The organism is Flavobacterium sp. 245 (assembly GCF_004362055.1).
In the GTDB taxonomy this organism is placed as follows: domain Bacteria; phylum Bacteroidota; class Bacteroidia; order Flavobacteriales; family Flavobacteriaceae; genus Flavobacterium.
Genome location: NZ_SNXB01000010.1, coordinates 1 through 19,017, shown reverse-complemented (window position 1 = coordinate 19,017; position 19,017 = coordinate 1). Strand labels below are relative to the sequence as shown.

Here is a 19,017-nt window from a genome sequence, read left to right as displayed (position 1 = left end):
ATTACAAAGAGTCTAAAAACAAAAAAAGCTAAATCTTTCGATTTAGCTTTTTCAAATATTTTTGGGGGCAAAAATTTATTATTTCACATCAAACCAAAGTTTGGTGGTAAGAAGATCCTTTCCTTGAGCAGCGATCGCTGCCTGATAACTAACTCCGTTTAAAGATTGTTCTGTACCCGGATAGAAGAAACGCGAAGGAAGCTGTCCGTCTAAAACGGTAGCCGGTCCTGCCTTCAATACCGGATAATCAAGTCTTCTCCACTCTGTAAAGGCATCAAGACCTTGTCCGTAGAATGCAATCCATTTTTGAGTACCAATAGATTTTGCATAGTTTGCAGCATCATATTTTACAGTTGGCTGATTTAAATAATTAGCTATAACTGTTGCATCGGTAATTCCGAATTGATTGAAAGACGCTGTAATAGCACTTTTATAAAGCTGTTCTGCATTTCCAGAAATATAACCTCGGGCAACAGCCTCAGAAAGATTAAACAACGTTTCTGAATAAGAAGCAATTACAGCCGGTGATGACGAAGTCAAGAAATAAGTTCCCGGTTTTGACGTTTTAGCAAAACCTTGGCTATTTGCATCACTATTTGATAATCCATTTGCACCTCCAACATATTTACCAACGCTTGCATCTGATGGCAATTGTGCATATACAGGTAAACGTGGGTCAACTAACTCATTTAACTTGTCAACCATAGTTTTTGAAATACGAAAATCATCACGGGTTTCAAACCAAGCCGAAGCAGGATTTTGCTGAGGTGAAGTAATATAAGTAAATTTAAAAGTATCGTTATTACTGCTAAGTACTCCAGCTGCGTCACTCGTTGCATCAATTGCTGCCTGTTTGGCTAAAGCAGGTTCTCTGTCTGAAATTCGCAAAGCAATACGCAAACGAAGCGAATTTACCAGTTTCTTCCATTTAGAAATATCACCTTTGTAAACCAAATCACCTGTTACAGTGCCGTTTGTTGTATTTAATAAAGACTGCGCTTGTTTCAAATCTTCAAGTAATCCTGTATATACTTCTTTTTGAGTATTATATGCTGGTGTTACTTTTTGACCTGCTTCTTTATAAGGAATACTTCCGTAAGCATCTGTCAACAATAAAAATGTCCACGAACGCAATGTTAATGCAATGCCTTTATAATTTGAATTTGCCTGTTCAGCAGGGAAATTAATAATCGTATTCAAATCTGTAACCAAAGTTGCATATCCTGTATTCCATAAAGATGTGAAAGAAGTATTAGATACATCATATCGATCTGGCTCAGTATATTGGATTTTAGCCCAATGCTGCACAAATAATAAAGACGAGTTAAAGTTATTGCTGTCGCCCCAATATAAGTCGGCGCCTTGTTTTAAAGTTCCAGTTAACAGATAAGGTGCCAACGGTGTTTCAGTTGCATTCGGATTTTTATTAATGTCATCCAAGGTATCGCTGCAAGACACAAGCGTCAATGCAAACAATGTTATATATGATAGTTTTTTAAGCATGATTCTTTTTTTTAAAATTTAAGATTAACATTAAGACTGAAATTTCTCGTAGTTGGCAAAGCCAAACTCTCTAAACCTTGAGCATTTCCAGTATTGAAGGCTGTTTCAGGATCAATATTTGGCGCATCTTTATAGATAAAGAATAAGTTACGGCCTACAGCAGTAATACTTCCTCCCACCAATCCTAGCTTTTTAGCAAATGACTTATTTAAATTGTATGCTAGTTTTATCTCTCTCATTTTTACAAAAGTTGAGCTGTAAATATAAGCCTCGCTAATATTGTATGACGCTTTGTAATATTCCTGAGCGCTAAGCACTGATGTATTTTTTGTTCCATCAGCATAAACGCCATTAAAAATCATTCCGTCATCATATACAGTTGCACCGCCTGGCGCAGTTGCACCCGCTGGCAATAAAGTTTTTGTTGAACCAGACACATAGTAATTCAATCCACCATTTGCTGCATCACGTCCTGGAAGTGTTTGAGCTAAAACTCCTGTATAATTACCTGTTCTGTTCGTTCCAGAAAAAAGTTCTCCACCTACACTTGCATCAACAAGAAATGACAATTCAATATTTTTATACGTCAATGTATTGGTTACACCTGCTAAATAATCAGGCGTGTAATGTCCTAATACTTTCTTTGCCGGATCCGCTTTTGGCAATCCATTTGCTCCAACTACAATATTTCCATTTGTATCACGCTGATAAGCTGTTCCATAAAGTGCGCCGTAAGCTTGACCTACAGATGCTAATACATCAACTCCTCCTGAAGAACCAATGGTGTAATTCTGGATCTGTTTATCATAATCAAGAATTTTTACTTCGCTTATATTCTTAGAATAATTTACGCCAATATTCCATTTGAAGTTTTCAGTTTGAACTGGATTTCCATCTAATTGAACTTCTATACCATGGTTGTTAATTTTACCAGCATTAATCAACTGTGAATTATAACCGCTTGAAGCAGTAGTTTTTATTTCTAAAATTTGATCAAAACTATCCGTATTATAGTACGCAGCATCAAAATGCAATCTGTTTTTCCAGAAAGAAGCTTCTAAACCAACTTCAGAAGAACGAGTTGTTTCTGGTTTCAAGTTTTCATTAAGTTTCTTTTGTGAAGAAGTTTGAATCGGATTTCCGTCAAATGCTGTCTGAAAATTATAAACTGTTGATAATTGGTACGGATCAGCATCATTTCCTACTTCAGACCATCCGCCACGAAGCTTCAAGAAATCAAGTGTATTACTTTTAATATTCAAAGCATCAGTTAACACTAAACTTCCATTAATAGAAGGATAAAAATAAGAACGGTTGCTGCTTGGCAATGTTGACGACCAGTCATTACGAGCAGTTACGTTTAAAAACGCATAATTTCTAAAGCCCAATTGCGCTGAAGCATATGCACTGTAAACTCTCAGTCTTGATAATGAATTTGATGAGGTTAACGGATCTCTTGAATTTGTCAACGTATATAAATCTGGTACAGCCAAACGTGGCGCTTTTTGATAATTGTTTGCATCACTGTGATTACGAATATTGAATCCGCCAAGAGCATCTAAACTAAAATCGTTATTCAGTTTTTTAGTGTATTGCAAGATTCCTTCTGTATTTTGTTCATTTACAGTGTAAGCATCTTCCGCATAAGACCCAAACGGAGTTCCGTTTGTACCATACTTAATTGTATACTTTCTGCGGTCATTATAATAATCAACTCCTGTACGGAATCTAAAATTAAGTCCGTCGATAATTTTTACATCCAAATGGACATCACCAATTATACGATTTCGTTGCTGACTTGTAGTATTATAATAGGCATTCCAATACGGATTGCTATAATAGCTGTTATTCCAGTTTTGATTCCAATTTTTATCTAATTGGTCGATATCAACCTGACGTCCGAACCAAAGAAACTGAAGCATTACTCCTGCAGCACGTCCACCCGATGGACCACCTGGCAATGCTGGAGCATTAGTAGTAATATAATTTGCTGTTACACCAACTTTTATATTTGGAGATATTTGGTAATTAGTGTTAACACTAAAATTTGTTTTATTTACTTCACTATTAGGTACTGTTCCTAATTGTTTTTGATTATTTACCCCTAAGCGAAAATCTGATTTGTCATCTGACTTAGCCACAGAAACACTATTATCATAAGTAAGACCTGTATTAAAAAAGTCTTTTACATTATTAGGATGCGCCACAAACGGTACTGCAACTCCATTTGAGTAAAATTGAGGAATCAAGCGCCCGTCCATTTTAGGACCCCAGCTTTCATCAACTCCATCATTAACTCCGCCTCCTTTACCGTCAACATAGCTGAACTTTCCATTTGATCCTTGTCCAAATGTATTTTGAAAGCTAGGCAAAGTAGTAACTTGAGAAACCGTTATACCTGAGTTAACAGTAATTCCAAGTCCTTTTTGGCCTTTTCCAGATTTTGTTGTGATAAGAACAACACCATGCGCCGCACGTGATCCATAAAGAGCTGCCGCATTTGGACCTTTCAATACCGTTAAAGTTTCAATATCCTGCGGATTTAAATCAGAAATCGCATTTTTGAAATCTCGGGTTGCTCCTCCAGAATTCAGCTGCGAGTTATCTACTGGAATTCCGTCAACAACAAATAATGGCTGATTATTTCCTGCAATAGAAGTTTCTCCACGAATAATAATACGTGAAGATCCCATATCTCCTTGTGAATTTGTGATACGTACACCTGCTAATTTACCACTAAGACTATTTAAAAAGTTCGTCTCTTTTGTATCTGACAATTCCTTTCCTTTAAGTGCTTGGGTAGTATATCCTAACGATTTCTTTTCTTTTGTAATACCTAATGCGGTAACTACAACTTCTGATAAAACATTCTGTTCTGCAGCAAGATCAATAACAACTGCATTTTGAGTAACTACAACTTCGGTTTTTTTATACCCAAGATAACTTACTATCAGCGTATAAGGAAATTTTTGTCCTGTCTGGAAAAAAAACTTCCCGTCTAAATCTGTTACCACTCCGTGCGTGGTTCCTTTAATGTTTACTGAAGCGCCAATAACAGGCTCCTTTGTGACAGCATCTATTACAGTTCCTTCTAGTTTCGATTGGATTAAAGGTTTAGTCTCTTGAGCTCTAAGACCTATGGAAATCAATAAAATGCATAACCATGCATATGTATTTAATTTTTTTTTCATTACTTTGTTTTGGTTTAATAAATAAGGTCAGCCGAAAATGGATATTCCATTCTCGCTACCCTTATAGAGATGAACAATTTCTTTTAAGCTTCACCATTTCTGCTGCAACAGAAATGGTTTTTTATTTACTGCACATTCGTTTTTTCATTTTTATTTTTATTTTGATTATTACTATTTGACTTGGATTTTTTGCAAGATTTCAATCCTATAATCGCGAATTCCTTTTTTATATTTTTTATGATTTTGAGATGCAAGATTTTTTAAAACATCACTTTCAAAGTGCAACTATTTTAAATTTCTTCTCTTCTGCTCAAAAATAAAATGCGTTGTAATGCCTATTTTATTAGATTATTTTAAAACTCTACTAATTTGATAGAACAAAAGTAAATTAAAAATTCTAATTCAAAAATTTTAAAGGTTTTTTTTGAAAAAAAATTGTTAACTATATTGATTTCGGAATTTTAATCAACTAAAAACAAGGTATTTAGTAATTTACCTCTTTTTTAACATTTTATAAGAATTTTACTAATTTAACAGAATGGAATTGAAATTGATGCCATTTGTAGAAAACCTTGTAACAGCAGAAAATATTAAATTTTACGTGCTTCAAAAACAAAAAGAGCCCAGAATTTAGCAAAATTCTGGACTCTTTTTGTTTAATTTAAAGTATTTCTTTTGTCAATTTAACTTTGTCAAAGTTTCAAACTTTGACAAAGTCATCAACATAATCTATGTTTAATAAACTAGTTTTTTTAAGCTTCTTTAAAAAATTCTCTTTAATTCTATTCCGTTTAAAATTGTTTTGCCTGTTTTGGCTTTAAAATCAACACGAATTCCTTTTCCAACTCTAACAAAAATGGTCGTTTTCATCTCAACTGCTTTTTCAGGTTCTAGATAATTTTGATTTCCGAAATTTTCTAAAAGCAATTCACCGTTTACCAAAACATCAAAAACTCTAAAAGCTTTTTCTTCCTTCACACTTTTCTCAGCCAAATTATAAGCCAAAGCTTCTCTGGTATTACCCGAAACAAGCTCAGCAAAATACAGTGTCATTTCATATTTTCCATCCGGAACATCAAAATTAAAAGCTTCAATTCCTTCTCTTTGTGTCTGATAAATTGGATCATTTTCAGTTCCCTTTATCAATTTATTTGTTCCGTACGGAATCTGCGGATTTCCAGGCATTTTATAAACCTGACCACCAACATAGCCCCAACTTCCATTTTTATACTCCTGTTCCGGAAGCCAGTTTTGATTCATCAATTCATCTGTATATTGTCGTTTATCGCCTAAACTAATTCTGATGTTTTCAAATGGGTATTTTTTGCTGTTTAAATTCGGAGCATAAAGTGTATAATTAATTGAAACAAAATCCTTCACGTTTTCGTTTGATGTCGAAAAAGCTTCAACCAAATTAATTCCATTTTTAAAAGGAACTTTAAATATAGTCGAACCTTCTTTTGTTTTCTGACTTCCTAAATTTTGCCCGTTTACTTTTAAAGTAATTTCATTTTCATTAGAGAAAACTTCTAAATTCTCATAATAAAACTCCTCATTTTCAGAAGCTAAAACTCCTGAACGATGTGTCCAGTTTTTAGAACCAATGCTTACAATTGGCTTTTTAGATAGTCTTGCTTGATAAAAATAATACGCATCTTTCGGGATTCTGTCCCAAGAAATAATTCCTTTGTTATTCATATGAGGCCAGCTTTCAGCTCTTCCTTCCGAATTAAATTCTACCAAATTCCAAATTGTTCCTCCGGCAACATAATCGAGATTTTCAATCGCATTCAAGTAATGTTTATGATACAACATGGCATAATCCATTGTTTTATCAAATTTCTGCGGATTTTGTGATCGCATTCTTCTGTCAGCGTCGGCACCAAATTCTGTAATTACCACAGGTTTGTCAGGTAAAACTTGATGATGCTTTTCCAAATATTTTTCTAAACCGCCAAACTCACCACTGTACCAGCCCTGATACAAATTCCATCCTACCACCATTGGAATTTTAGTTAATCCCACCGAATTGTACAAATCAAAAGCGCCGTGATTAGGCAACATGGTGTAGCGTGAAGGATCTTCTTCTCTTGTCAAATTTTCAAGTTTTTGTGCCAATGCTGCAACGTTTTTATAATACGTTTGTCTTTCAGCCGATTTTTCATCGTATCTCGGACGAAGCAAAATTTCATTCATATAAGCCCAGACAATTACACTCGGGTGATTAAAACTCTGGCGAATCATTTCCCTCTGCATTTCAAGACTGTTGTCTTCAAACTCCTTCGTTTCAGTAATTCTATTGACTAAGGGAGTTTCTACCATTGCTAAAAGTCCAATTCTGTCACAAGTTTCTAAAACAGTCGGATCTTGCGGATAATGCGCCACACGAACAAAATTTCCGCCCATGTCTTTTATCAACTGCATGTCTTTTTCTGCTAAAGCATCTGGCAAGGCATTTGCCAAGTCTTTATAATCCTGATGACGGTTAGCGCCAATTAATTTCGTTGGTTTTCCATTCAGAAAAAATCCTTTATCTGCAGTAAATTCAAACCATCTGAAACCAAGCGGAGCAGAAAATAAATCCAATTGTTGTTTTGTTTTTTTATCTAAAATAACCGACACAACTTTATACAAATTAGGCTGATCTGGCGACCACAATTTCGGATTCTGAATTGCTTTTGAAAGCTGTTTAAACTCCGTTTTTGTATTGGGTTTTAATTTTAAATCTGAAGTAATATTGGCAATTTCAACATTATTTTCGTCGAATAATTTTGTAGTAATTTTTATTTCTTTTGAAGAATTAGATGCATTTTCAACAATTCCTTTCAATTGAAAATTTGCCGAAGAAGCAGAAACCAAAGGTGTTGTTACAAAAACTCCATTAGAAGCTTTGTTGCTCATATCAAAATGAACTTCATTTGTGGCAACCAAATAAACATCACGATAAATGCCACCATAGAAAGTAAAATCGGCATCAAGAGGCGGAATATTTTCGTTGTAACTATTATCAACTTTCACCACAATCTGATTTCCTTTTTCAGGATTATCAAACTGAAGAAAATCATTTATTGGAAAACTGAAAAAGTTATAACCGCCAATATGCGAACCCAATTTTTTTCCATTAATATAAACTTCTGTCGTTTGACTTGCACCTTCAAAATAAAGATAAACTGATTTGTTCTTCCAACTCGGATTTACGAAAACTGTTTTCTTGTACCAGCCTTCACCACGATAATATCCCCATTGATCGTCCATGACATCAGACTTATTCCAGCTGTGTGGTAGGTTGACATCTTCCCAATCTACATTTTTTCCATTTTCTATATCGGTGGTTTGGGCTTTTCCTTTATAAAATTGCCAATTTGAATTGATGGATTGTTTAATTTTTTCCTGACTGAATACTGTCACAAAAGCAAACAGTATACATAGGAGTATAATTTTTCTTTGAGTCATCTTAATTTAATTTTCTGGGTTGACCACTTTCCAGAAAAACAAACCACCTTTTTGTATTTTCTGAACTGGCTAAAAATTGATTGTAATTTTGGTGTTCTTCGTTAATAAATTAACTGTAATCGTATAATTTTCATTTTAAAATGAATTTGGCTATTTAGTTTTAAAGCCTTTTTGCGATCACTAATACCGACTGCCAAGATACTAAAAGATCTTATTCCATAATCACTTCCCTAACAAATACGTATCAAAATAGCTATTAAATCTTTTTTTTTCCACTATAAAAGCTTCAATTTTCATGAGTAAATAATAATCCGAACCTCTAACTTTCTCATTGACAACCTGTTTATTATTGAAAATTATGATATTTCAATAATTGAAACTCTGTTTTAACGATATATAATAAGTTTAAATCGGTATAATATAAAAATGCTTTTATAATCAATGCTTTACAAAAAAGGCATTCCTTTTGTTTTTGTATCTAGATTATATAACAAAAAATATTGCGTTTCTGAAAATAATCACAAACAAAAGCAACATGTATTTATCTGATAAAAAAACCATAATGTTTATTACAGGCGCATTTATCAGCCATTCATGCTGGGACGCGTGGATTGTTTTTTTTGAAAATAAAGGATATAAAACAGTTGCGCCTCCATGGCCATACAAAAATGCATCGGCTGAAATTTTACGAAGAGAACATCCTGAATCAAAAATCGCGACAGTTTCACTGGAAAATTTGTTGGATTATTACATTGAAATTATCGAAAAACTTCCAGAAAAACCTATCTTGATTGGACATTCGTACGGCGGGCTTCTGATGCAATTATTGATGGAAAAAGAATTAGTTTACGCGGGAGTTTGCATAAATTCATTTCCGCCAAAAAATGGAATGACACTTAGTTTTTCATTTTACAATGCAATCTTAAAACCATTAGGTTTTTTAACTTCTTCAAAAAAAACGTATTTAATGTCTTTTAAAGACTGGCAACAGTATTTTACAAATAAAATGTCATTTGAGGAACAAAAAGACACCTATGAAAAACTCATCATTCCTGAGTCTAAAATTCTTATAAGGAATATTTTTTCTGGATCAGCAAAAATTAATTTTAAAAAGAAACACAATCCACTTTTATTTTTGTCTAGTACTGCAGATCATTTTACGCCTTCTTCAATTCAATATTCAAATTTTAAAAAATATCATAATCTGCATTCTATAACTTGTTTTAAAGAATTTGAAAATCAGAATCATTATGCGCTAGGGCAACAAAATTGGGAAGATATCGCTCTATATATTGCAGACTGGTTCGAAAAAATCACTTAACTAATTTCTCGTTTTATTTCCAGTTTTTTTATTTTGGAATTTAAAGTCGAAGGATGAATATCTAAAATCTCGGCAGCACCGCCAACACCTGAAATTTTTCCGTTGCATTTTTTTAGAATATAGAGAATATAATCTTTCATTTTCTAAAATAGTTTTGATAGAAAACGGTTCAGACGTCTGTTCTGGATGCATTTTTGAAGACGTAGAAAGTTCAATTTCTTTAATCGTATTTCCGTCAGTCAGCAAAATGGCACGCTGTATAGCATGTTCAAGTTCTCTGATATTTCCCGGCCAATTGTAATTCATAATCTGCTGCAATGCAAAATCAGAAAGATTGAGTGTTTTTCGGCCCATTTTTTCACTGTAAATCTTTATAAAATGATTTGCTAGATTAGGAATATCTTCTTTTCTCTTTTTTAGCGGAGGCACAGTAATAGGAAAAACATGCAAACGATAATACAAATCCATTCTAAATCTTCCGGCTGCAACTTCTTCTTCGAGATTTTTATTTGTTGCAGCAATAATTCTGACATCAATTTTTATTGACGAAGTGCCACCAACACGCTCGATTTCTTTTTCCTGTAAAACACGAAGCAATTTAAGCTGTAGTTCTAAAGACATTTCTCCTATTTCATCTAAAAAAACAGTACCGCCATCAGCAAGTTCAAATTTGCCTATACGTCTTTCCAATGCACCTGTAAAAGCACCTTTTTCATGACCAAAAAGCAGTGATTCAGCTAAATTTTCAGGAATAGCTCCACAATTAATTACAACAAGAGGTTCTTCTTTTCTAGGTGAAAGCGCATGAATACTTTTTGCGATTTTTTCTTTTCCGGTACCACTTTCTCCTAAAACCAAAACCGAAGTATCTGACGGAGCCACTTTTCGAATATAATTAAAAACCGAAATCATTTGGGAACTATTGCCTATAATACCCTCAAATCCTTCTGTATCAATTGTCTTTTTTTCGTTTTTTGTTTCCGCTTTTTTAATAGTCAAATTAAAATTTTCTTCCGAATAAATTTTTGCGACAAACTGAGATAATGCATTTTCAAGAGAATTTAAAAGTTTTAAATTTTCTTGTGAATAAATATTTAGATTTCTGCTGTAAAATGTAAAATGATAATTTTGAACCGAAGTTGTCAAAACAGGAAATACCAAATATGATTTTATCCCAAAATTATGTGCAATCAAAGCTTTAATCGGAGCTGCCTGAAAATTATTTATCAACGCTTCTTCACTATAAATAATAGGCTCCAAATCTATTTTTGATTTTTTATATGTCTCATTTATTTCCTTAGTTGATACTGCTGCGATCCGAGAAAGTTTTTGCAGATCAATGATTTGATAATCGTCTAAATTTTTACGGATAATTCCGAGATTATCATATTGTGATGTTGTTACAAATCCAGCTTCTAAATAATCAAATGGAATAAAAGTCTGAATCACTTTTCCAAAAGCCAGCAATGCATCTTCTCTTTTTAAATTTGAATTTATAATTTCTGTAATCTCCTTCTGAAGCTGAAATTGCTGTTTTAATTGTGATTCTAAACTATATTCCTGACGATAAAATGCAATTTCGAGAGTCGTTAAAACATCTTGATCCCTAAAAGGTTTTACAATAAAGCCATAAGGCTGTGTTGTTTTCGCCTGGTCTAAAATGCTTTTGCTTGAATTGGCCGAAATAAATATAAACCCAATATATTTTTCTTTAAGCAGATGTGCCAATTCGATACCATTTCGACTTCCTTTCAGCATAATATCCAAGAAAACTAAATCTGGTTTTTCATGTTCAATGTGCTCCAAAGCCTGCTCTACAGAACGTGCAATTCCGGTAACGCCATAACCAGCTTTTTCCAATATTAACTGCAAATCATGTGCTTCAATAAACTGATCTTCCACGATTAAAATTCGCTTCTGGGACGTTGAAGAAACAACTCCGTGTTCAATAGCTGCAGTCTTTTTCATAAAAAGAAAATTTTGTCTTAAATTGCACTTAAATTATTAATACAAAAATAGTTAATTACCACAATTAAAACATTGATTTTTCTAAATTCAATGAATAAAAATCATATTTAATATGAATTTTCAGAATATTATTCCAATACAATACAGCAATTAGTTAATAGTTATTTATCAAAAAGTAATCAGAATTTAATTAAAAAACCCGTATGAGGCCAATCTATTTTTTTAGTCTGTTATTCCTAATTATATTCAATTCTGCCGCACAAAAAACATCACCTACGGCCAATTATGACCTTAAAAAAAAGCGTCTGCTTATACAAAGTTGTTCGGCCTATTTATACAATTCAAATCAAGGTGCAATTGATGCTGACAGTTCTGTAGTATTGGCATGCAAAGCTTATAAATTGCCTATTTCATTAGCCTATGATGAAGGGTTTAATGATGGCTCGTATTTAATTGGAAATGATTGAATTGAAAGAGAAGATATTACCGGTGCAAAACAGCTTTTAGCCAAATCTAAAAACACAGACAAAATCAAATTAGCACTGCAGCTGGGAAATTACTATTTATTTAAGCCGTTTACAAAACCTGATGATATTGCAAATGCAAATCAATATATAGCTGAGGCTGTAAAAATCAGTAATCAGTTGAAGATTCAAAAATGGCAACATCAGAGTTTAATGTTACTTGGTAAATATTATTTTCAAATTGGTAATTTTCCTGAAAGCAAAAAATGCTTTCAGCAGGTTGTAAATGAATGCCGAAAACAAAAAAACAAAGCCATACTCGCTGACGCACTCAACAACCAGGCAACGTATCTTTTTGAATTAGATCCCGAAAAAGAAAAAATCCTAAAGGAAGCACAATCGTTATACGAGGAATTAGGTTTTGAAGAAAAAATAATTGAAGCAAAAATGAAATTATGCACCATTTATTTTTGGAGCGGAAAACTTAATGTGGCTAAAAAAATCTTGTATCAAAATATTGCTGCCATGCGCAAAATTGGTTTTAGGCAACAGCAATTTGGAGAAACGACAATTGCATATATTGAAAGTGTTCAGTTTAATTTAAAAAATGCCTTGTATTATGCTTTAAAAAGTGTAAAAACAATGGAGAATACAAACGATTACACTTTTGCTGATATTTTTTATATGCGCCTTGGAATTATGTATTTGATGCTTGGTCACTATGATGATGCAAAAAATGCAGCTGAAAAAAGCATGCAATACGGACAGCATATTTTTAATAGTGGCAGCTGGTATAAAAGCTTTATAACGGCGACTGCTTCGATATCAATGAGAGGTAAAAATAAGGAAGCAATTGATTACATGAATTCGGTAACTAAAAATTATCCTCCTACAAACAATTTTGACAAAATGCTTGTTGCATATTCCTACGCAAATTGCTACTGGAGACTTTATAACTATACTTTGGCAGAAAAATATTTTAAGGAAACTGCTGCTTATTGTGCGCTTTTAGACTCACCACAAACCGTAAGAGATGTATCTAACAGCTACTCGACTATTGCTTTGTTCTATGCTAATCGCGGTGATTTGAAAAAAACACAATTTTATACAGACAAAATTTTTGAGCTCTCAAAAAAATATAACAAACCGTATAATTCAGAATCCCTTCAAGTATCATTATACAAAATCGATTCACTAAAAGGTGACTTTAAATCAGCTTTGGCGCATCATAAAATGTATAAAATATTAAGTGATTCGGTTTTAGATTACGCAAAAAACAGACAAATCGAAGAACTCAAAATTGAATATGAAACAGTAAATAAAGAACAAAAAATAAAACTGCTTAGCAAAGAATCTAATCTGAAGGAAACAGCCTTAAAAAAATCAAAATTATTAAACACTGTATCCATTTGGAGTTTAGTTCTTCTTTTACTGACTATTGGCCTTTTATACAGCCGCTATCGTCTTAAACAGCAAACGAATACTGCATTAGAAATTAAAGAAAAAGAAATCAATCAGAAAAATATCAATTTAAGGCATTTGCTTGATGAAAAAGAATGGCTTTTAAAAGAAATTCATCATCGTGTAAAAAACAATCTTCAAACAGTGATTAGCTTGCTTAATTCACAATCCGCTTATCTTGAAAATGATATGGCGCTATCTGCTATTAAAAATAGTCAACATCGCATTCATTCCATGTCTTTAATTCATCAGAAATTATATAATTCGGAGAATATTTCGACGATAAACATGCCTAATTATATTAAAGAATTGGTTGAATATTTAAAAGAATCTTTCTCCCTAGGACAGCGAATCCGATTTGATTTAAAAATTGATCCATTGGAATTAGATGTTGCTCAGGCAGTACCACTTGGACTTATTTTAAACGAATCAATTACAAATTCAATTAAATATGCTTTCCCAACTGACCGAACAGGAATGATTCATATTACGCTTGAAGGTACTTCTGAAAACAGATATCTGCTTACTATTTCTGATAACGGAATTGGTTTTGACACAAATATGAATGCCAAGAAAATCAACTCATTTGGATTGAGTTTGATAAAAGGTTTAAGTGATGATTTAGATGCTGCATTTTCTTTAGAGAATCAAAACGGGACAATTCTTAAAATCGAATTTTCAAAAGATTTCCCCATAAACCAAAAGGTGAAGTAATTATAAAACAGCGTTTTAGTTTATTTTATTTAATGATAGCGAAATCTCACGAATCGAAATTTGTTTAGCGAAATATAGTACTTTTTAAACAATAATAAGTTGCTAGAAGGACTGTAAACAGGCTTTTTCTGGCATGGCATATAAATTGGTTTCTTAAGAATAATTAATCCTTAAAACCACTTATCATGAAAAAGCCAATAATACTATTATTAATTCTATTTCTAAATTATGGTACTGCAAAAGCTTGCGACAAATGCAGTACTTATAACAACAGTGATTTTAAAATAAAGTCGGCAACAATTAAGCATAAAGCAGATTTAGGTCTTACAGTTTGGGACATCAAAGTGGAAGGAACTGCTGGAAAAACGATGCCTAAACCCGTTGGACAATTAAATGGCGCTCCAGTTTTAGCCTATGTTTTTCCAACTACTTTAAAATCATCTGATATAGGTTTCGGTCAAGCCGAAGGAATTGTGGCACTTGCCCTAACGTCACACCCCGATTTTGAAGACACACCGCTTTGGGATGAAAATCTCGACGGAAATTATTTAAATGATGGTTTAATCTGGCATGCACATTGGGTTTTATTGGTTGAAGACAAACGCGTTGGCGGAGGTCTTTCTGTGAAAGAATTTACAAAAGGAGATCCAAATGTGATTTTGCCTCCAACAAATCCAGGAATGGCAATGTATATGGACAGCCCAGGCTTTAATATCATTGCAAAAGGAAACGCTATAAAAGTCATTGTCCCCGATTTTAGAATTAGCAACAAAACGAATTTCAAATTTGATGCAGTAAGCTGCTATATGGAAGTCAGCACTGGAGCCGGAGGTTCGCATGAAGGCGAAGGAACAAAACCAATGCTTGGTGTTTACAAAGTTTATACTGTTGCAAGCGATAATCTTACATTACCATATTCTGTCAAATAAAATCTCTCAAAATTAACAATCATGAAAAATCTAAATATAACAAACAAAGTATTAATCTCATTTCTAATTTTAATAACTATGACAACAAATAGCTACGCCCAAATAGATTACGCCTCAGACCCGCATTTGACACCAGCAGTCAAAGAATTTTTGAAACCTCTAAATTCTGGAGGAGCGCCTTTAGAATCGCTTCCAGTTCCAGACGCTCGAAACGTACTTGTTGGCGCACAAAATGCTTTTAAAGTCGATTTATCAGGAATTGAAGAATCAGAAAAAGAAATTACTTCTGATGGGTATAAAATCAAACTAAACATTGTACGTCCAACTGGAGCAAAAGGAAAACTGTCTGTTTTTATGTTTATTCATGGTGGAGGCTGGGTTTTAGGAGATTATCCAACTCATAAACGAATGGTTCGTGATTTGAGCGTTCTAACAGGTTATGTCGGTGTTTTTATTAATTAATCTTTAGCTCCCGAAACTAAATATCCACAACCTGTAAACGAGGTTTATGCAGCGGCAAAATGGATTGCTGAGCACGGAAACGAGATAAATGTTGATGGAAGCAAGCTTGGAATCGTTGGCAACAGTGCTGGCGGAAATCTAGCCACTGCAAGTGCTCTAATGGCAAAAGAAAAAGGGACACCCTTGTATAAAGTACAGATCTTATTCTGGCCTGTAACAGATGCAAATTTTGAAACCGAATCTTATAAAAAATACGGAAAACAACGCTTTTTAACAGACACTTTAATGCAATGGATGTGGGATCAATATGTTGATCCTTCTAAAAGAAAAGAGATTTACGCATCTCCATTGCAAGCAACTTTAGCACAATTAAAAGGACTTCCGCCAACGTTGATTCAAGTCGCAGAAAATGATATTTTAAGAGACGAAGGAGAAGCTTACGGACGCAAATTAAGTGATGCCGGAGTTGTAGTTACAACGGTTCGCTATAATGATGTAATTCATGATTTTGGATTATTAAATGGTCTTGCTGAAATTCCTCAAACCAAAGCTTTATTTCTTCAGGCCGCTGCTGAATTAAAAAAGTATTTAAAATAATTAATCTTTAAATCTAATTCTGATGAAAACAAATCAATTTGGCAAAACGGCTTTAATTTTAATAGATCCTTACAATGATTTTCTTTCTGAAGGGGGCAAATTATGGGATGCAGTAAAACAGACCGTTATAGAAAATAATGTTATCTCAAATTTAATAAAGCTGGTTGATGAATGCAGGAAAAATAAAATTCAGATTATTTATGCTCCACACCGAAAAACTCAGAAAGGAGATTATTTAAATTGGAATTTCTTATCTCCCTCGCATATGGGAAGCTTAAAACTAACATTATTTGAAAAAGGAAGCTGGGGTGGCGAATTTCATCCTGATTTACAACCACAACCAGAAGACCTGATTGCACAAAATCACTGGACAGCCAGTGGATTCGCAAACACTGATCTCGATTTTCTTTTAAAACAACACAGCATAACACACATTGTTTTAGCTGGAATGAGAGCCAATACATGTATTGATTCTACTGCAAGATATGGTGTCGAGTTAGGTTATCATGTAACTTTAATAAAAGACGGAATCGGCGCTTTTAATTGGGATGAAATTAAAGCAACTGTCGAAACCAATTTTCCTAACTATGGGCACAGTCTGTTGACTACTGACGAATTTATTACCAATTTGAAATGAAATTATTAGCCGAAAGTACATGCAAAGCAATTATAAATACTCCATTACAAAGCATTGATATCACAGAATGGCTCTTTACTTTAAACGATTCTGAATATAAGGCCTGCTCAGTAGATCATTTGGCGGCGGGAAACTCAATAACTAATGAAGGAAAGAGAATGTCTATAAATGTAGAACAAATAGCAGGAAATCTCCTCATTCAGCATTATATAGAAAATATAAGCTTTAGAGATCATTGTCGCGTACAATCCATTTCGGATTCCATTTCGCCATTAGGAAAAACAAAACTTCACATTATTTGGGAATTAAGAATTAAAAAAACTGATGCATCGAGCTGTGAACTTTTCAATCATGTTGTTGTAAACTCAACTCCAGATTTTATAACTTTACTAGAGTCTTTAAAAATAACTGATTATAAATTAGTTACAGATGAAATACACCAGAATTTAATAAAACATAATAATGAAGAAACACCACTTTTTGCCAAAGATATTGAAGCAAAAGCAACCAAAGGGATATGGAATTAAAGTTGCAGAGATAAAAATAGTGTTTAAGTAAAATCCGTAACGAAGAAAATTTGATGCTTTAATTTAACAAATAATCAAGACTCATGCTGGCAAACGAAAACACAGGATTAATTCTAATAGACGTTCAAGGTAAACTTGCCCGTATTGTCAACGAAAGTGAAAAATTAGTATCGAACCTTGAAAAACTTATCCTTGGTTGCAAAATACTCTCGATTCCGATAATTTGGGCAGAACAAAATCCGAAAGGACTTGGTCCAACTATACCAGAACTAGAAAAATTATTACCAAATCAAAAAGCAATAGAAAAATATACTTTCAATGCTTTTGAAAATGAAGAATTTAAGCAGTCAATTATAAATTCTAATAAAAAACAGTGGCTAATCTGTGGCATTGAAACGCATATTTGTGTTTATCAAACTGCTATAGGATTATTATCACATGATTTTGAAGTTGAAATCGTAACAGACTGTGTTTCGTCAAGATCAAAAGAAAGTATTGATTTGGCTTTGAAAAAACTACAAAGCAAAGGAGCAAGTTTGACAAATATTGAAATGTGTCTTTATGAACTTGTTAAAGACTCTAAAAAAGAAATTTTCAAAGAAATTCTAACATTAATCAAATAAAATAATCATGTCAAAATCAAAAACTATTGTACTCATTCACGGGAATTTCGTAAACGACAACACTTGGACAGAATGGAAACAGTACTACGAACAAAAAGGATATAAAGTTTATGCGACGGCAAATCCTGGGCACGATGGAAATCCAACAGAATTACGAGCAAAAATTCATCCAGATTTAGTAGAAACTGGTTTTATAGACGTTGTAAACAATATTATAAAGTTAATAAATACTTTACCTGAAAAACCTTTAGTCATAGGTCATTCAATGGCTGGTATGGCAGCACTGAAATTAGTTGAACTAGGAAAAGCAGCAGCGGGAGTAAGTATCGACGGAGCTCCACCCAAAAATGTTTTCCCACCATTTCAAACATTAAAAACAGTATTGCCTGCCTTTGGATTCTTTTCTTCAGGCAAATATTTCATGGGAAGCAGAGAATGGTATGATTATGCTTTTTTTAATACAATTCCGCAAGCAGAAAAACAAAAAGCATTTGAGAAATTTGCTGTGCCAGAAAGCTATAAAGTCAGTCGCGAATTAGTATTAAACTCTTTTTCGAATATCGATTTCAAAAAAAATCATGAACCAATTTTATTTATTGGTGGTGGCAGTGATCATATCTTCCCACCAGCTTTGACTGAAACAATCGCACGGAAATACAAAAGCAACACGGGTCGTGTAGATATCAAAATATTTGATGGTAAAAGTCACTTCATTTGCGGAGAACCAGGCTGGGAAAGTGTAGCTGATTATATTTTAAATTGGTACGAAGCACTTTAATATCATTAACAAGCTAAAATAGCTCTAATCTTTTTTGGGCGTTTCCCTCCGGGCCGGGCTGTCCGCTGTATCTTTTGCGATTGGGGGTTTTAGGATGGGGAAGATGTCCAGGGTATCGCAAAAGGATGCCGCTCCCATCCCTAACGCAGTTTTTTGGCAAACAACAAGTACTCTTTCATAAGAAAGCTGATGCTTTTATTGCTGTCTAACCGCAAACGCAAAGATCTGCGCAAAGTCCTCCAAGAAAAGCCTTTGCGGACTTGATAAAGGCATCGTTAATCGCACAGAAAAGAGACTTTGCGTCCTTTGCGGCCAAAAAACACAAAGAGCCATAAAACAAAAAATCCCTCCCGATAAATCGGGAAGGATTCTTAAAAGAAAGGCGACGA

General features: G+C 33.6%; 14 protein-coding genes and 1 pseudogene. 10 read left to right on the top strand and 5 right to left on the bottom strand.

The features are described 5' to 3' along the window. Positions 1-78: 78 nt before the first annotated feature. From EV145_RS17485 to EV145_RS17475, 3 genes are all read right to left on the bottom strand, one after another. Positions 79-1,503, bottom strand: coding sequence for a SusD/RagB family nutrient-binding outer membrane lipoprotein (locus EV145_RS17485; protein WP_133526481.1), 1,425 nt, complete (start codon positions 1,501-1,503; stop codon positions 79-81). Positions 1,504-1,514: 11 nt separating this feature from the next. Continuing rightward, entirely contained in the window at positions 1,515-4,694 is a 3,180-nt protein-coding gene (locus tag EV145_RS17480; RefSeq protein ID WP_133526480.1) for a SusC/RagA family TonB-linked outer membrane protein, read from the bottom strand. A gap of 762 nt (positions 4,695-5,456) precedes the next feature. Continuing rightward, complete coding sequence (locus tag EV145_RS17475; protein WP_133526479.1) at positions 5,457-8,147, bottom strand: glycoside hydrolase family 2 TIM barrel-domain containing protein; 2,691 nt, start codon at positions 8,145-8,147, stop codon at positions 5,457-5,459. Between the two features lie 535 nt (positions 8,148-8,682). On the opposite strand from EV145_RS17475, the gene EV145_RS17470 reads away from it, so the two are divergent. Continuing rightward, entirely contained in the window at positions 8,683-9,468 is a 786-nt protein-coding gene (locus EV145_RS17470) for an alpha/beta fold hydrolase (protein WP_243739281.1), read from the top strand. On the opposite strand, the gene EV145_RS17465 is transcribed toward EV145_RS17470, so the two are convergent. Continuing rightward, on the bottom strand, positions 9,469-11,436 hold the full coding sequence (locus EV145_RS17465) for a sigma 54-interacting transcriptional regulator (RefSeq protein WP_243739280.1): 1,968 nt from the start codon (positions 11,434-11,436) through the stop codon (positions 9,469-9,471). Positions 11,437-11,639: 203 nt separating this feature from the next. Here EV145_RS17465 and EV145_RS17460 point away from each other — a divergent pair, with 203 nt between their 5' ends. From EV145_RS17460 to EV145_RS17425, 9 genes and pseudogenes are all read left to right on the top strand, one after another. Further along, positions 11,640-11,903, top strand: a complete 264-nt coding sequence (locus EV145_RS17460) for a hypothetical protein (protein WP_133526477.1) — start codon at positions 11,640-11,642, stop codon at positions 11,901-11,903. A gap of 177 nt (positions 11,904-12,080) precedes the next feature. Further along, on the top strand, positions 12,081-14,075 hold the full coding sequence (locus tag EV145_RS17455; RefSeq protein WP_133526476.1) for a sensor histidine kinase: 1,995 nt from the start codon (positions 12,081-12,083) through the stop codon (positions 14,073-14,075). 185 nt (positions 14,076-14,260) lie between these two features. After that, a complete protein-coding gene (locus EV145_RS17450; protein WP_133526475.1) occupies positions 14,261-15,004 on the top strand; it encodes a hypothetical protein in 744 nt (247 codons plus the stop codon). Between the two features lie 21 nt (positions 15,005-15,025). Then, positions 15,026-15,466 (top strand): alpha/beta hydrolase, encoded by a 441-nt coding sequence (locus EV145_RS22620; protein ID WP_243739279.1) that lies wholly within the window; start codon positions 15,026-15,028, stop codon positions 15,464-15,466. Between the two features lie 15 nt (positions 15,467-15,481). Further along, positions 15,482-16,063 (top strand): annotated as a pseudogene (locus tag EV145_RS22615) (alpha/beta hydrolase); the annotation flags it as partial. Between the two features lie 22 nt (positions 16,064-16,085). Then, positions 16,086-16,700 carry a cysteine hydrolase family protein gene (locus EV145_RS17440; protein WP_133526474.1) on the top strand — a complete coding sequence of 205 codons (615 nt, stop codon included), beginning with the start codon at positions 16,086-16,088 and terminating at the stop codon, positions 16,698-16,700. Continuing rightward, entirely contained in the window at positions 16,697-17,227 is a 531-nt protein-coding gene (locus EV145_RS17435) for a hypothetical protein (protein ID WP_133526473.1), read from the top strand. The genes EV145_RS17440 and EV145_RS17435 overlap by 4 nt, the downstream gene beginning before the upstream one ends. Positions 17,228-17,310: 83 nt before the next feature. Next, positions 17,311-17,850 (top strand): hydrolase, encoded by a 540-nt coding sequence (locus EV145_RS17430; RefSeq protein ID WP_133526472.1) that lies wholly within the window; start codon positions 17,311-17,313, stop codon positions 17,848-17,850. 7 nt (positions 17,851-17,857) lie between these two features. Further along, the gene (locus EV145_RS17425; RefSeq protein WP_133526471.1) at positions 17,858-18,628 is read left to right on the top strand and encodes an alpha/beta hydrolase; all 771 of its coding nucleotides are present in this window, start codon (positions 17,858-17,860) and stop codon (positions 18,626-18,628) included. Between the two features lie 195 nt (positions 18,629-18,823). On the opposite strand, the gene EV145_RS22550 is transcribed toward EV145_RS17425, so the two are convergent. Further along, the coding region (locus EV145_RS22550; protein WP_208110912.1) for a hypothetical protein at positions 18,824-19,017 on the bottom strand (194 nt) is incomplete at its 5' end.

Excerpts from the sequence above, each read along its gene's own strand:
- EV145_RS17485 (WP_133526481.1), bottom strand. The coding sequence starts at position 1,503 with ATGCTTAAAAAACTATCATATATAACATTGTTTGCATTGACGCTTGTG.
- EV145_RS17480 (WP_133526480.1), bottom strand. The coding sequence starts at position 4,694 with ATGAAAAAAAAATTAAATACATATGCATGGTTATGCATTTTATTGATT.
- EV145_RS17475 (WP_133526479.1), bottom strand. The coding sequence starts at position 8,147 with ATGACTCAAAGAAAAATTATACTCCTATGTATACTGTTTGCTTTTGTG.
- EV145_RS17470 (WP_243739281.1), top strand. The coding sequence starts at position 8,683 with ATGTATTTATCTGATAAAAAAACCATAATGTTTATTACAGGCGCATTT.
- EV145_RS17465 (WP_243739280.1), bottom strand. The coding sequence starts at position 11,436 with ATGAAAAAGACTGCAGCTATTGAACACGGAGTTGTTTCTTCAACGTCC.
- EV145_RS17460 (WP_133526477.1), top strand. The coding sequence starts at position 11,640 with ATGAGGCCAATCTATTTTTTTAGTCTGTTATTCCTAATTATATTCAAT.
- EV145_RS17450 (WP_133526475.1), top strand. The coding sequence starts at position 14,261 with ATGAAAAAGCCAATAATACTATTATTAATTCTATTTCTAAATTATGGT.
- EV145_RS22620 (WP_243739279.1), top strand. The coding sequence starts at position 15,026 with ATGAAAAATCTAAATATAACAAACAAAGTATTAATCTCATTTCTAATT.
- EV145_RS17440 (WP_133526474.1), top strand. The coding sequence starts at position 16,086 with ATGAAAACAAATCAATTTGGCAAAACGGCTTTAATTTTAATAGATCCT.
- EV145_RS17435 (WP_133526473.1), top strand. The coding sequence starts at position 16,697 with ATGAAATTATTAGCCGAAAGTACATGCAAAGCAATTATAAATACTCCA.
- EV145_RS17430 (WP_133526472.1), top strand. The coding sequence starts at position 17,311 with ATGCTGGCAAACGAAAACACAGGATTAATTCTAATAGACGTTCAAGGT.
- EV145_RS17425 (WP_133526471.1), top strand. The coding sequence starts at position 17,858 with ATGTCAAAATCAAAAACTATTGTACTCATTCACGGGAATTTCGTAAAC.